A 14,215-nucleotide genomic window follows, 5' to 3' on the forward strand; every position below is an offset into this window, starting at 1 on the left:
AGTGGCAGGCTGCGCGGGGTCTGACCTACGCGTCGGCCGGGTCGGCCGGCGGCACGCATACCGGGAGTCGTCTTGGCCTACTTCCTGCAAACGCCCGTTGCGCTGCTGTTCGGTCTACTGGCGGCCTACTTGGTGCGCGAGCTCGTCAAGCTCCTCCTGCTGCGCTCGCGCGGCATCCGCGTGCCCGGGACGACCGTTCTCGCCGAGAAGAACGAGAAGGCGGTCGGAAAGGAGGAGAGCACCCCCTCCGAGGACGGGACGAACAGCCTGGCCTTCCGCTTCGCAACCGCCGAGGGCCACATCGTCGAGACGCGGCCCAAGGCCAGGTCCCGGTTGAGCAGCCTGCGCAGCGGCCAAGAGGTCACCGTCGTCTACGATCCCTCGAACCCGTTCAAGGCCGACGTCATCGAGTCGACGGCGCAGATCTGGTCATACGTGGTGGGCATCGGGATGACCGCCGCCGCCTGCACCATGCTGATCCAATCGGCATTCGGCCTCATCTGAGCACGGCCTGACCGACCTCGGTTCCTAACCGCCTCCGCCGGGCAGCCAGTCCACGCGCCCGATCAGATAGACCGACCCGGCAAAGGCCACGATGTCGATCAGCGAGTGCGCCACCACCAGCGGCATCACGCGGCCGTAGCGCCGGTAGAACCAGCAGAACACCAGGCCCATCACCAGGTTGCCGAAGAACATGCCCACCCCCTGGTACAGGTGGTACAGGGCGCGCAGCAGCGAGCTGGTGGCCGCCGACCACAGCGGAGACCAGCCCAGCTGGTCCAAGCGCCGCAGCAGATAGCCCACCACGATGACCTCCTCCAGCACGCCGTTCTTGACGGCCTGCAGGAGCAGCACCGGGATCGCCCACCAGTGGTCGTTGAGGGCGCTGGGCGCAACGGTCACCGTCAGGCCGAGTTGGTAGGAGACCAGGTACACGACCAGCCCGCCGCCGCCGATCACGGCGGCCAGCGCCGCGCCGCCGAACAGGTCGCGCGCGGGGCGGCGGACGTCGAAGCCGATCGTCGCGGCCGACTCGCTGGTGCGGTGCAGCAGGTAGATCACCAGCGCTACCGGCGCCATCGCGAAGACCAGCGAGGAGACCTGGCGGGCGAGGTCCAGCCACGGGCGTTCGGCGGCGGCCTGGGAGCCGACGAGGCTGGCGGTCTGCTCGGCCAGCGATTCCGGCGCGGTCAGTGAGCCGATGATGGAGATCACCGCCGAGACGGCGGCCGCACCCAGCGACAGCGCCAGCACGACGAGGACCTCGCCGCCCAGCATCCGCGGCGTCAGCGCGGCGGGGGAGGGCGCCGCCGTCGTCCCGCCGCCGGACGCCGGGAGCGCCGACGCGGGTTCGTCGGTGTCTCCGGGCTGCTGGGCGCGCTCGTCGGAGGTGGGCTCGGCCATGATCCCGATGATGGCATGCCGCGGGCGCCCGCCCGCGACCCGGTGGCCGCGCACGTTCGGCGCCGCACAGCAAACCGGCCCGGACGTGGGAGGAGGGCGTCCGGGCCGGCCGGAGAAGCCGCCGGCCCCGCGGGTGACACGGTGTCCGCGGGGCCGGCGGAGGGGACGGCGGCCCGCCGCGCCCCAGCCACGAAGGCGGGGCGGGCTCGCCGTCGGGGACGAGGACCAGTATCAGTGAGCCGCTGAGAACTGGTCCTCTTCGGTGGAGCCGGTGAGAGCGGTGGTCGAGCCGTCCGGCGTGATCGCCGTGCTGACCAGGTCGAAGTAGCCGGTGCCGACCTCGCGCTGGTGGCGGGTCGCGGTGTAGCCGCGCTCCTCGGAGGCGAACTCCTCCTCCTGCAGCTTGACGTAGGCCGGCATCCCGCTCTCCGCGTAGCCCTTGGCCAGGTCGAACATCGAGTGGTTCAGCGAGTGGAACCCGGCCAGGGTGATGAACTGGAATTTGTAGCCCATGTGGCCCAGTTCGCGCTGGAACTTGGCGATGGTGGACTCGTCCAGATGGCGGCGCCAGTTGAACGACGGCGAGCAGTTGTAGGCCAGCATCTGGTCGGGGTACTGCTCCTTGATCCGCTCGGCGAACTGGCGGGCCACCTCCAGATCGGGAGTGGAGGTCTCCATCCACAGCAGGTCGGAGTAGGGCGCGTAGGCCAGGCCGCGGGCGATGCAGGCCTCCAGGCCGTTGCGGACCCGGTAGAAGCCCTCCGCGGTGCGCTCGCCGGTGATGTAGGGGCGGTCGCGCTCGTCGACGTCACTGGTGATCAGCGTCGCCGCCTGGGCGTCGGTGCGCGCGATGACCAGGGAGGGCACGCCGGCGACGTCGGCCGCCAGCCGGGCGGCGTTGAGGGTGCGGACGTGCTGGCCGGTGGGGATCAGCACCTTGCCGCCGAGGTGGCCGCACTTCTTCTCCGAGGCGAGCTGGTCCTCCCAGTGCACGCCCGCGGCGCCGGCGGCGATCATGCCCTTCATCAGCTCGAAGGCGTTGAGGACGCCGCCGAACCCGGCCTCGGCGTCGGCGACGATCGGCGCCATCCAGTGCGGCGCGTCCTCGTCGCCCTCGGACCAGGTGATCTCGTCGGCGCGCTTGAGCGCATTGTTGATGCGGCGGACGACCTGCGGGACCGAGTTGGCCGGGTAGAGGCTCTGGTCGGGGTAGGTCTGGCCCGCCTGGTTGGCGTCGGCGGCCACCTGCCAGCCGGAGAGGTAGATCGCCTTCAGCCCCGCGCGGACCTGCTGGACGGCCTGGTTGCCGGTGAGGGCGCCCAGCGTGTTGACGTAGTCCTCGGTGTGCAGCAGCTCCCACAGCCGTTCGGCGCCGAGGCGGGCCAGCGTCTGCTCCTCGGTGACCGAGCCGCGCAGCCGGATCACGTCCTCGGCGGAGAACGTGCGCTCGGTGCCGGCCCACCGGGGGCTGGTCTCCCACTCCTGCCGGAGTGCCGCTGCCGCTTCCTGCTGACGACCGCTGATGCTCATGGCCTGTCACCGCCTTACGTGTTTCCCCTGGAAGTCGTGCCGGCCGAGCAACCGCCCGAGCCGGAGCTCGCTCGCCCTGCCCCGGTAAGTTCCCCGCCGGTAACTACGATTCTTGGCAAAGTTCCAGGCTTTTTCGAGCCGTATCGGGGTGAAGATGTGGGAATCTTTCCCTACCATGAACGCATGGCGTACTTCGGGACTGAAGAAATACCGTCTTTGCCGGGCGATCTGGACCTGGTGACGTTCGGCCAGCGGCTGCGGCACCTGCGCCGCACGCGCGGGCTGACGCTCTCCGACCTGGGAGAACAGGTGGGCCGGGCGCCCTCGCAGCTCTCCCTGCTGGAGAACGGCAAGCGCGAACCCAAGCTCTCGCTGCTGACCTCCCTCTCCCAGGCGCTGGGGGTCTCGGTCGAGGAGCTGCTCTCGCGCCAGCCGCCGAGTCGGCGCGCCCAGCTGGAGATCGCGGTCGAGGAGGCCCAGCGCGACCCCGTCTACGCGTCCCTGGGCCTGCCGCACCTCAAGGTCGGCAAGCGGGTGCCCAACGACGTGCTGGAGCACATCGTCGGGCTCTACGACGAGCTGAAGCGGCGCAGCGTCAAGCCCACCGCCACCCCCGAGGAGGCGCGGCGGGCCAACGCCGACCTGCGGCGCCAGATGCGCGAGCGCGGCAACTACTTCGAGTCCATCGAGAAGGCCGCCCAGCAGACCCTGGACGCGGTCGCCTACAGCAGCGGCGCACTCTCCCAAGGCCAGATCCTGTCGATGGTCACCCACCACGGCTTCACCCTGCGCTACGTGCAGGACCTGCCGCGGTCGGTGCGCTCGGTCACCGACACCCGCAACCGGCGCCTTTACCTCAAGCGGGAGTCGCTGGGCATGCACAGCCCCCGCACGATCCTGCTGCAGACGCTGGGCCATTTCGTGCTCGGCCACGGCCAGCCGCGCGACTTCGCCGACTTCCTGCGCCAGCGGGTGGAGGCGAACTACTTCGCCGCGGCGGTGCTCATCCCGGAGTCCACCGCCGTGCCCTACCTGCAGGACGCCAAGAAGGCGCGCGACCTGTCGGTGGAGGACCTGCGCGACGTGTACTCGGTCTCCTACGAGATGGCCGCGCACCGGTTCACCAATCTGGCCAACCGCCACCTCGACCTCGTCTGCCACTTCATCCGCAACGACGAGACCGGGATCATCTACAAGGCCTACGAGAACGACGGGCTGGTCTTCCCCACCGACGACACCGGGGCCATCGAGGGCCAGCGGATGTGCCGCTACTGGTCGGGGCGCCAGGTCTTCGCCTCGCCCGACCGCTTCTCGATCTACTACCAGTACACCGACAAGCCCAACGGCACCCACTTCTGCGTGGCCCACGTCGACCCCAGCCGCGAGAAGAACTTCGCGATCACGCTGGGCGTGCCCTACAAGGAGTCGCGGTGGTTCCGCGGGCGCGAGACCGTCAACCGCACCCGGTCCCAATGCCCGACCGGCGAGTGCTGCGTGCGTCCGCCGGCCGAGCTGGCCGCGCGCTGGGAGGGCAACGTCTGGCCGTCGGCGCGGGCGCACTCCCACGTGCTCTCGGCGCTGCCGTCGGGGACCTTCCCCGGCGTCGACGAGACCGACGTCTACACCTTCCTGGAGCGCCACGCCGAGGAGTAGCGCCTGCCCGGCGGCGCGTGGACGCGGCAGAGGTAGGCAGCCGCGGCCCCGGCCCGCCGCCCAGCGTGCCCGGGGCGCGTGTGTTCGGCGGGAATGCCACCGGGGTGGGCGGTAGCGGCCGCGATGCGTCCGGTGCGCAGGGCCCCGCCGCTCGGCCGCGCACCCGGCCCGCCTGGTCTTCCGGCGCCCGAAGGCTCATGTTACCGTTGGTAACACTTGTCCGGTCGGCCGCGCCCGTACCGCGGCCGACCGGACAAGCCCAGCGGCCCGCCGCTCCCTCGCGCCGCCGAGGCCCATCGCAGGACGAGTTAGGACGAGTGCAGATGAGCGAGACCGCCGACAGCCCCGCCACCGGCTTCAGCCTCGAACTCGACGAGGATGTCCGCGACGTCCGCGACTGGGCGCACGGCTTCGCCCGCGACGTCATCCGCCCCGCCGCCGCGGAGTGGGACGAGCGCGAGGAGACCCCCTGGCCCGTCCTGCAGGAGGCCGCCAAGATCGGGCTGTACTCGCTGGACTTCTTCGCCACCCAGTGGCTGGAGCCCAGCGGGGTCGGCATCCCGGTCGCCTTCGAGGAGCTGTACTGGGGCGATCCCGGCATCGCGCTCTCGATCACCGGCACCGCGCTGGCCGCCGTCGCCGTGGCCGGCAACGGCAGCCAGGAGCAGCTCTTCGAATGGGTGCCGCAGATGTTCGGCAGCGCCGACGACATCAAGCTCGGCGCGTTCTGCTCCTCCGAGCCCGACGCCGGCAGCGACGTCAGCGCCATCCGCACCCGCGCCGCCTACGACGAGGCCGCCGACGAGTGGGTGCTCAACGGCACCAAGACGTGGGCCACCAACGGCGGGATCGCCGACGTGCACGTGGTGGTCGCCTCGGTGGAGCCCGAGCTGGGCTCGCGCGGCCAGGCCAGCTTCGTCGTCCCGCCGGGCACACCGGGCCTGTCCCAGGGCCAGAAGTTCACCAAGCACGGCATCCGCGCCTCGCACACCGCCGAAGTCGTCCTCGACGAGGTGCGCGTGCCCGGGCGCTGCCTGCTCGGCGGCAAGGAGCGCCTCGACGAGCGGCTCGCGCGCGCCCGCGAGGGCCGCAGCTCCAAGGGCCAGGCCGCGATGCGCACGTTCGAGGCGTCGCGGCCCAGCGTCGGCGCGATGGCGGTGGGCTGCGCCCGCGCCGCCTACGAGTACGCCCGCGACTACGCGGTGCAGCGCGAGCAGTTCGGCCGGCCCCTCGCCGACAACCAGGCGGTCGCCTTCACCCTCGCCGACATGGCCACCCGCATCGACGCGGCCCGCCTGCTGGTGTGGCGCGCCGCCTGGATGGCCCGCAACGACAAGGACTTCGCCCAGGCCGAGGGCTCGATGAGCAAGCTCTTCGCCAGCGAGACCGCCACCTGGGTCACCCAGAACGCCATCCGCATCCTCGGCGGCAACGGCTACACCAGGGAGTACCCGGTCGAGCGCTGGCACCGCGACGCCACCATCTTCACCATCTTCGAGGGCGCCAGCGAAATCCAGCGGCTGATCATCGGCCGCGCCGTCACGGGCCTGCCGGTGCGGTGAACCCGGTTCCGGGCGGCTGCGCGGCCCCGGCCGGGCGCCTGCGCGCGGGCCGCTCGGATTCGTGCAGCCGGCGGTGGTGCCGGGCGCTTCCAGCCGGGTCCGGACGGCCTTGCGCCGCCCGTTGCCCGCTGGTGCCCGGCGGCCCCCAATTCCGCACCCTGTTGCCCTCACCGGCCTTCCGAACCGGTCGGTAGTGCGCTATTCGCAGGTCACGGTCGTGAATTCGGAAAGCCGAACGGTCCCGACCTACCTCTGATGCCACATAGCCGACATACCGGACGCTCAGTGGCCCCGCTCGCCGCCTGTTTCGGCCGATCCGGTTTTCGGGGTATTTCCGATTTCGGTGGTGGAGGCATTACCGCCGTCGTACTATGTGGGCACTTCAGACCCCGAGTACGCAAAGGCATCGTTGATGAGCGCAACCGACGGTACGACCGCGCAGGGTTCCGACCGCAAATTCCCGCCCGACATCGACATGACCCAGCCCACCATCGCCCGGGTCTACGACGCCATCCTCGGGGGCAAGGACAACTTCCAGGCCGACCGGGACGCGGCGGTGGTCTGGGCCGAGCAGGTGCCCAACGTGCGCGAGGTCGCCATCGACAACCGCGCCGGGCTGATCCGCGGGGTCCAGTACCTCGCCGACCAGGGCATCGACCAGTTCCTCGACATCGGCAGCGGCCTGCCCACCGAGCGCAACACCCACGAGGCCGCCCAGGAGATGCGGCCCGACGCCCGCGTCGTCTACGTCGACAACGACCCCATCGTGCTGGCGCACGGGCGCGCCCTGCTCGCCGAGAACGCCTCCACCACCGTCGTCACCGCCGACTTCTTCGAGCCGCAGAAGATCCTGAACCACCCCGACGTGCAGGGCATGCTCGACTTCGACCGGCCGATCGCCCTCATGGTCGTCGGCCTGTTCATGCACTTCAGCGACGCCGACGACCCCAACGGCAAGGTCGCCGAACTGATGGAGGCGATGCCGGCGGGCAGCTACCTGTTCATCACCGACTTCGCCGACACCGGCGACCCGATCCAGGCCGCAATCGAGCGCGCCGGCCTGGAGACCCTGGGCAACGGCTGGGTCCGCTCGCCCGAGGAGATCCGCAAGCACTTCGCCGGCTATCCGCTGGTCGAGCCCGGTCTCGACTTCGTCTCGCGCTGGTTCCCCGACGACCCGGCCCGCGACGTACCCGAGTTCGAGCAGCTGGAGCCGCACCTGCGCATCATGATGGGCGGTATCGCGCGCAAGGACTGACGCCCCCACGAGCGGCAGCGCCGGGCTCCGCCGCCGCGCAGCCCGGCGCCCGCCCGAAGAGCGCAGCGCCGGTGCCCGCGCCCTGCGCAGCACACGTCCGGGCGCTACCGTCAGACGCGTGGCACCCGAACCCCTACCGCAGACCGCGCCCGCGACCCGCGGGCGCAGCCCTGAGCGTCGCCGCGCCATCCTCGACGCCGCCGACCGGGTGATCCAGCGCGACGGCCCGGACGCCTCGATGTCGGCCATCGCCGCCGAGGCCGGGATCAGCAAGCCGATCCTCTACCGCCACTTCGGCGACAAGAGCGGCCTGTACCGGGCGCTCGCCCAGCGCCACGTCGACCCGCTGATGGAGCGGGTCCGCGGCGAGCTGCACGCCGGATCCTCGCTGCGCGTGCGCACCCGCGCGACCGTCGGCGCCTACCTCGGCATGATCCGGGCGAACCTGAACCTCTACCGGTTCCTGATGGACCGCGCCACCTCCGAGGACCCCCGCACACGCGGTGATCTGGGCATGATGGTGCGCCGCCTCGGCGAGGAGCTGGCCGGCGTGCTGAGGGCCGAAGCCGGTATCGCCGATCCCGTCCGCGCCCAGATCACCGCGCACGCCGTCGTCGGCATGGTGCAGGCGGCGGGAGAGTGGTGGCTGGAGCACCCCGAGGTCGCCGCCGAGGCCGTCGTCGACGACCTGACCTCGGCGGTCGTCGGCGCGATCACCGGCAACGGGGCCGCCTCCGACGAGGGCGGCGCCCACGGCGGGCCCGGGGTGCAGCGCCGGGGTTGACCTGGAGCGCGCTCCACATACCAGGATCGTCGCCGACCGGCGAGGACGGCGCCGGCCGGCTCGGGGGCGGCAGCGCTTCCCCGGGCCGTTCACGACGATGCGTACCGCCTCTCACGGCGGGCTGGAACGAGGTATGCCATGCGCACCCGCACCATCGGCACCGGAGTCGCCAAGCGCCAGGTCAGCTCGATCTGCCTGGGCGCGATGATGTTCGGCACCACCATCGACGAAGCCACCTCCTTCGCCATCCTGGACCGCTTCGTCGAGGCCGGGGGCACCTTCATCGACACCGCCGACGCCTACTCCTTCTGGGCGCCGGGCGGCCGCGGCGGCGAGAGCGAGGCGCTGCTGGGCCGCTGGCTGGCGGACCGCCGGCCCGGCGTCGTCGTCGCCAGCAAGCTCGGCGCCCGGCCCACGGTCCCCGGCACCGGGCTGGAGACGGCCGAAGGGCTGTCGGCGGCGGCCGTGCGGCAGGCGGCCGCCGGCATCCGCGAACGGCTGGGCGTGGAGACGATCGACCTGCTCTACACTCACATCGAGGACCGCACGGTCGGGCTGGAGGAGACCGTCTCGGCGCTGGCCGATCTGGTCGACGCGGGCGAGGCGGGCATCCTGGGCGTCAGCAACCACGCCACCTGGCGTCTGGAGCGGGCCCGCGTCGCCGCCGCGGACGCCGGCCGCGCCGGCTGCGAGGTGCTGCAGTACCGCTACAGCTACCTGCAGCCCCGCCACGACGTCCCCGTGCCCGAGGCCGGGCACGTGCACGCCACGCCCGAGCTGCTGGACTACGCCCGCGTCCACGACCTCCCCGTGCTGGTCTACTCGCCGCTGATCTCGGGCGGCTACACGCGGCCCGACAAGCCCCTGTCGCAGGCCTACGACCACCCGGGCACCGCGAGCCGGCTCGAAGCGCTGGACGAGGTCGCCAAGGAGACCGGTGCCACCCGCAACCAGGTGGTGCTGGCCTGGCTGCAGGGCCTCGACCAGCCGGTCATCCCGCTGGTGGGCGCCAGTTCCGTCGGCCAGCTCGACGAGGTGCTGGAGGGCGCCGACCTGGAGCTGAGCACCGACCAGCGGGCGCGCATGGACGCCGCTCGCTGATCCCGCGGGGGCGGGGCGCGCCGGCCGAGCGGGGCGGCGCGCCCCTTAGTATGCCTTGACAGAAATATTCTTCATGGTGCATATTGTCGGTATGGAGAGGGTGTTCGAGGTGCTGGCCGAACCCAATCGGCGGCGTATTCTCGACGAGCTGCGCCGGGGCGAGGCGCCCGTCGGCGACCTCGTCGGCCGCATCGGCATCAGTCAGCCCGCGGTCTCCAAACATCTGCGCACGCTGCGCGAGGCCGGGCTGGTCGAGGTCCGCGCCGACGCCCAGCGCCGCCTGTACCGGCTGCGCACCGAGCCGCTGCGCGAACTCGACGCGTGGCTGGAGCCCTACCGGATGCTGTGGGAGTCCCGACTGGACGACCTCGAACGCCACCTCGCGACCATGGACGACGATCCCGCCCGGCCGCCCGAGGACGGCTGACGCGGACGCACACAGGGGGTGTCGAAGGTGAACGGAAGCGACAGCGACGAGGAGCGCGAGCGCGGCTCAGCGGGCGGTCCGGCCGCCGAGGACGGGTACGGGCGGCTGGCGCCGGCCGGGGACCGCTGGACGGTGCGCATCGTGCGCCGCCTGGCCCACCCGCCGGAGAAGGTCTGGCGCGCCCTCACCGAGCCCGAGCACCTGGCGGCCTGGTTTCCCAGCCGCATCGAGGGCCCGCGCGAAGCGGGAGCCGAGCTGCGCTTCATCTTCGAGGGCGAGGAGGACGAGCCCATGGCGGGCCGGATGATCGCCTGCGACCCGCCCCGGCTGCTGGAGTTCGACTGGGCGGGCGACGTGCTGCGCTTCGAGCTGCGCCCCGACGGCGAGGGCACCGAGCTGGTCTTCAGCGACACCTTCGACGAACTGGGCCGGGCCGCCCGCGACACCACCGGCTGGCACGTCTGCCTGGACGCCCTCGCCGCCCACCTCGACGGCGCAACCCACTCGGCGCAGGGCGAGTTCCATCGGCTGATGCCGCTCTACACCGAGCGCTTCGGCCCCGAGGCCGGCACCATCGGCCCGCCGGCGGGCCACCAGCCGGAGTAGAGCGCCGACGCTTCTCGGGGGCCGCGGCGGTGCGACGCCGCCACGCGGCCCACCGAGAGCTCGGGCTGGCTAGGCTGTGGCCGTGCCCACCGGAAAACCCCCCACCAGCCACGACGTCGCCCGGCTGGCCGGGGTCTCGCAGTCGACGGTGTCCCTGGTCTTCCGCGGAGCCGCCGGCGGGCGCGTCGGGCAGCGCACGCAGCGGGCCGTCCTCGACGCCGCGCGGCAGCTGGGCTTCCGGCCCAACGCCGACGCGCGCCGACTGCGGGTGGGCGGTCCCCGCATGGTGCTCATCGCCGTCCCCGACATCGTGAACCCGTTCTTCGCGCGGGTCTTCACCGGGGCGCGCACCGCCGCCCGCGAGCGGGGGTTCCAGGTCGTGCTGTCGGTCCAGCGCGACCTGGAGTCCGTCGCCGCAGACGTCGCCGGCCAGCAGGTCGACGCGGTGCTGGCGTGCTCCCTGGACGACGGCGGGCGCCCGCTGGACGACGCCGTGCCCGCGGTCGTGCTGGACGCCGAGCCGCCCGAGGGCCAGGGGTCGGTGCGCTTCGACATCGCCCCGGCGCTGACCGACGTCGTCGACCACCTGCACCGACTCGGCCACCGCGGCATCGCCCACCTGCGCGCCGACGTGCGCACCGCCACCTTCCGCGAACGCGCCGAGGCGGTCGACGCCGCCTGCGCGGCGCGCGGCATGAACCGGGTGCACGCCTCATCCGCGCTGGACGTCGACGCGGCGCGCGCGGCGGCGCTGCCGCTGCTGGCCGGCGGCGGGTCGGGTCCCTGCGCGCCGGGCGCCTTCACCGCCGTGGTCTGCGACGACGACGTCCTGGCGGTGGGCGTCTACAAGGCCGCGCAGGCGCTCGGCATCGCGATACCGGGCGGGCTCTCGGTCACCGGCGTCGACGACGTCGACCTGGCGATGGCCGTCACACCCGAGCTGACCACCGTCGACCTGCCCGGTGAGGAACTGGGGGAGACGGGCATGCGCCGGCTCGTCGCGGAGCTGGAGCGCGCCGACGACGAACAGGCAGGCGGCGAACGCGTCGGCGCCGACCGGGGAAGCGACGCCGGCGCGTGCGTCCGGCTGCCCGCGCAGCTGCTCATCCGCGGCTCGACGGCTCGTCCCGGGACTCCGCTGCCGCTGCGCTGACCCCGCCCGCCGGTGCCGCGGCGGGCTCCGCCCCCTTCCGCCGCCCGCCGACGCGCAGCGACAGCAGTGCCGCCGCCACGGTGACCGTCGCCGCCAGCACGAACGTGCCGAATGCGCCGGCGCGGTCCGCGGCCGCGCCGGCCAGCGCACTTCCGAGTGCGTTTCCGCAGGTGAACACCGAGACCAGCCAGGAAAAGGCCTCGGTGGTCGTGCCCCGCGGCGCCAGTCGGCCGATCAGCAGGAACGTGCACGCCAGCGCGGGCGCCAGGCAGACGCCCGACAGCGCGGCCAGCACGATCATCCACGGCACACCGGGCAGCAGGACCAGCGGCAGATAGCCCGCGGCAAGCCCGATCAGCAGGATGCGGAAGCGCTCGGCGGCGGGCAGCGGCACCCGGACCGCGCCGTAGGCCAGCCCGCCGACCAGCGCCCCCAGGCCGTTGGCGCTGAGCAGCAGTCCGGAGAGGTCGCGCGATCCGGATTCCTCGGCGTAGGCCACCGCGCCCACGGCGAGCGCGCCCAGCGCGGCCCCGACGAACACGAAGCAGACGAGTATGCGGCGCACCTGCGGTTCCATCAGCGGACCCAGCCAGTTGGCCGTGCGCGGTACCGGCCGCCACCGGCGCACCGGGCGGAGGGCGGCGAAGGCGCCGGCGCCGAGCACCGTGATCAGCGCTGTCGCCACGACGGCGTGCATCGGCAGGAACGCCGCCGCGACGGCCATGACCACCAGCGGCGCGGCGACGAAGACGACCTCCTGCAGCGCGGCGTCCAGCGAGTAGGCGGTCTCGCGCTGCTGCTCGTCGGCGACGAGCGTGGGCCAGATCGAGCGCAGGCACGACTCCAGCGGCGGGGTCAGCGCTCCGGCTGCGGCGGTGACCGGCACGGCCGCGGCCAGGGGCGCGCCCGGGACGAGTGCGAGCACCACGAAGGCCGCTGCGGATGCGGTCCCGCTGCAGACGAGGACGAGCGGCTGCCCGTAGAAATCGACCAGTCGGCCGAGCACCGGCCCGCCCACCGCCGTTCCGACGCCGTAGACGGCGATCAGCACCCCGACGACGCCGAAGTCGACGCCCTGGTGGCGGAACAGCAGGGTGAGCGCCAGGACCGCCATGCCGTTGGGCAGCCGACCCACGATATTGGCCGTCAGGGCGGCGACGACATGCGGCCTGCGAAGCAGGGCCGTGTACGACTGGGGCACGGAGCCATCCACCTTCGGGAGTGCGGGGAGAACAGGCGGAAGTGCTACGTAGTACTTGGTTCCACCGCAGCGTCGCACACGCCGTCAGTCCCGGGCAAGGTACGCACGTCCGCCCGGTGCCCCACGGGCGAGCATGGCAAAGGCCGAGGCGGCCGCCCGCCCGGGCCGCGGAGAGAAGAGCGGGCGTCGGCGCCGCGCTCTCCCGTGCTCCGCGCCCGGCCGCGGGCGGTCGGCCGGCGGGCCCTGGCCAGGCCGCTGTCACTTGCCCTTGTGCTTGCCCAGGGTCTCGGAACGCTCGTCCAGCCACAGGGCGGTGCCCAGGGCGAAGAACGTCGGCGCCCACTCGCCGACGAACAGCCCCCACCTGTCGGCGCGGGCCTTGTCCTCCGCCTTCTTCGACGCGAGCCAGGCCATGACCGTCATCCCGATGGAGCAGAATCCGGCCATATAGGCCATATCCGATGTCATCCCCATGTCGCGGAGTTTCTTCAGCATCGCGTTACCCCCGTTGCGTATCGGCCGCCCCACCGCGTCGCTGGAAGCGGCCTGACTACCCGTTGTACCCGGCGACGACTACCCGGAGTCGACGGCGTTAACAGCACGCTTCGCGCTGTTCACCGCATGCGGCAGAACGGGCCCGAGCACGGCGATGCGCGGAACGGGTGTACACGGCCACGGCACGAGTGGTCCTTCGTCGAGTGCGTCGTCGGTGACGGCGGGCGGTCGGGTGCTCGCCGGTGGCGGTGGTCGGCGGAGGGCGGGTCGGGTCTGCTGTGCGGCCTTGTTGGTCTGCCGGGTGGCGGGTGGACTTGACTGGAAAGCGGCGGCGAGGGCGGCGCGGGGTGGCGCCCGCACCCAACGGGCCGGGTGCCCGCCGCTGACCCACCCGACGAGGCAGCGACGACGTCGGCGGGGCCGAGCTTGCGGTGTTGAGCCCGGGGCGCCGCCCGGTAGTGGGCGAGGGCCCGACGCGGGGCGGTCGGCGGCGGTCATGCGGCCGGATCGGGGTCACGAGATGCACGTACGTGCGGTGGCATCGGCCTCGGTGCCGCCCCGAGGTGCCGTTCTCACCCCGTCATTCCGCGACACGAAACAACGCGGGGTGTTTTGCCCACCAATGCCCGAGTTCCCGGTGGGTCCGCCCTCGCGCTGCGGCGGGGATGGCGCACGAGGTGCGCCGAATGGCGCGAATACAGCCCCGGCGTCAACTTTTCGTGCGTCTCGTGGCCGCTGCGTCTGCCGAGGCCGCCCGCAAAGCGGTCATATGCCCCCAAAAGCCCACCCCATCGGGTCTTGGAGTGCTCGGCGGCCGCGCCCGGGCGCCACGAGCGACGCGTCGTCGCCCCCCGGCCCTCCGATCCGGCGCGCCACCGGGCCGTGCGGGCGCTCGCGACCGCGCGGGGACTCCGGCCGGCGTGGGCCCGGCTGGAACACGGCGACACCCAGCCGGCCAACCGGCGCCCATATGTCCGGTATGCCGGTTCACCCGGCGATGATCGTGAACTTATGGTCGCGGAATGCGCCTTCCGGCGACCA

13 protein-coding genes are annotated in these 14,215 nt (G+C 72.5%); 9 read left to right on the forward strand and 4 right to left on the reverse strand.

Features of this window, described 5'->3' with window-relative positions:
* The first annotated feature begins 72 nt into the window (after window positions 1–72).
* Complete coding sequence (locus EKD16_RS11345; protein ID WP_165498552.1) at window positions 73–504, forward strand: DUF3592 domain-containing protein; 432 nt, start codon at window positions 73–75, stop codon at window positions 502–504.
* A gap of 24 nt (window positions 505–528) precedes the next feature.
* Here EKD16_RS11345 and EKD16_RS11350 read toward each other — a convergent pair whose 3' ends face one another.
* Window positions 529–1,404, reverse strand: coding sequence for a CPBP family intramembrane glutamic endopeptidase (locus tag EKD16_RS11350; RefSeq protein WP_131098352.1), 876 nt, complete (start codon window positions 1,402–1,404; stop codon window positions 529–531).
* 231 nt (window positions 1,405–1,635) lie between these two features.
* Window positions 1,636–2,934, reverse strand: coding sequence for an isocitrate lyase (gene aceA, locus EKD16_RS11355; protein ID WP_131098353.1), 1,299 nt, complete (start codon window positions 2,932–2,934; stop codon window positions 1,636–1,638).
* Window positions 2,935–3,150: 216 nt separating this feature from the next.
* Between aceA and EKD16_RS11360 the strand changes: the two genes are divergently transcribed.
* From EKD16_RS11360 to EKD16_RS11395, 8 genes are all read left to right on the forward strand, one after another.
* Entirely contained in the window at window positions 3,151–4,587 is a 1,437-nt protein-coding gene (locus EKD16_RS11360) for an XRE family transcriptional regulator (RefSeq protein ID WP_131098354.1), read from the forward strand.
* Window positions 4,588–4,910: 323 nt separating this feature from the next.
* Window positions 4,911–6,149: an acyl-CoA dehydrogenase family protein gene (locus EKD16_RS11365; RefSeq protein WP_131098355.1), complete on the forward strand. Its 1,239-nt coding sequence runs from the start codon at window positions 4,911–4,913 to the stop codon at window positions 6,147–6,149.
* A gap of 412 nt (window positions 6,150–6,561) precedes the next feature.
* Entirely contained in the window at window positions 6,562–7,407 is an 846-nt protein-coding gene (locus EKD16_RS11370; protein WP_131098356.1) for an SAM-dependent methyltransferase, read from the forward strand.
* Window positions 7,408–7,525: 118 nt separating this feature from the next.
* Window positions 7,526–8,191 carry a TetR/AcrR family transcriptional regulator gene (locus tag EKD16_RS11375; RefSeq protein ID WP_131098357.1) on the forward strand — a complete coding sequence of 222 codons (666 nt, stop codon included), beginning with the start codon at window positions 7,526–7,528 and terminating at the stop codon, window positions 8,189–8,191.
* Window positions 8,192–8,329: 138 nt separating this feature from the next.
* Window positions 8,330–9,292, forward strand: a complete 963-nt coding sequence (locus EKD16_RS11380; protein WP_131098358.1) for an aldo/keto reductase — start codon at window positions 8,330–8,332, stop codon at window positions 9,290–9,292.
* A 91-nt stretch (window positions 9,293–9,383) separates the two neighbouring features.
* The gene (locus tag EKD16_RS11385) at window positions 9,384–9,719 is read left to right on the forward strand and encodes an ArsR/SmtB family transcription factor (protein ID WP_131098359.1); all 336 of its coding nucleotides are present in this window, start codon (window positions 9,384–9,386) and stop codon (window positions 9,717–9,719) included.
* Window positions 9,720–9,746: 27 nt separating this feature from the next.
* On the forward strand, window positions 9,747–10,325 hold the full coding sequence (locus EKD16_RS11390) for an SRPBCC family protein (protein WP_165498553.1): 579 nt from the start codon (window positions 9,747–9,749) through the stop codon (window positions 10,323–10,325).
* Window positions 10,326–10,407: 82 nt separating this feature from the next.
* Window positions 10,408–11,478 (forward strand): LacI family DNA-binding transcriptional regulator, encoded by a 1,071-nt coding sequence (locus EKD16_RS11395; RefSeq protein WP_207391505.1) that lies wholly within the window; start codon window positions 10,408–10,410, stop codon window positions 11,476–11,478.
* Here the strand turns inward: EKD16_RS11395 and EKD16_RS11400 are convergent.
* Both EKD16_RS11400 and EKD16_RS11405 read right to left on the reverse strand, forming a co-directional pair.
* Window positions 11,429–12,679: an MFS transporter gene (locus tag EKD16_RS11400; RefSeq protein WP_131098362.1), complete on the reverse strand. Its 1,251-nt coding sequence runs from the start codon at window positions 12,677–12,679 to the stop codon at window positions 11,429–11,431. The two genes, EKD16_RS11395 and EKD16_RS11400, sit on opposite strands and share 50 nt — an antisense overlap.
* A 258-nt stretch (window positions 12,680–12,937) precedes the next feature.
* On the reverse strand, window positions 12,938–13,174 hold the full coding sequence (locus EKD16_RS11405) for a hypothetical protein (protein ID WP_131098363.1): 237 nt from the start codon (window positions 13,172–13,174) through the stop codon (window positions 12,938–12,940).
* Window positions 13,175–14,215 lie beyond the last annotated feature (1,041 nt).

The organism is Streptomonospora litoralis (genome assembly GCF_004323735.1).
Taxonomy (GTDB): Bacteria; Actinomycetota; Actinomycetes; order Streptosporangiales; family Streptosporangiaceae; genus Streptomonospora; species Streptomonospora litoralis.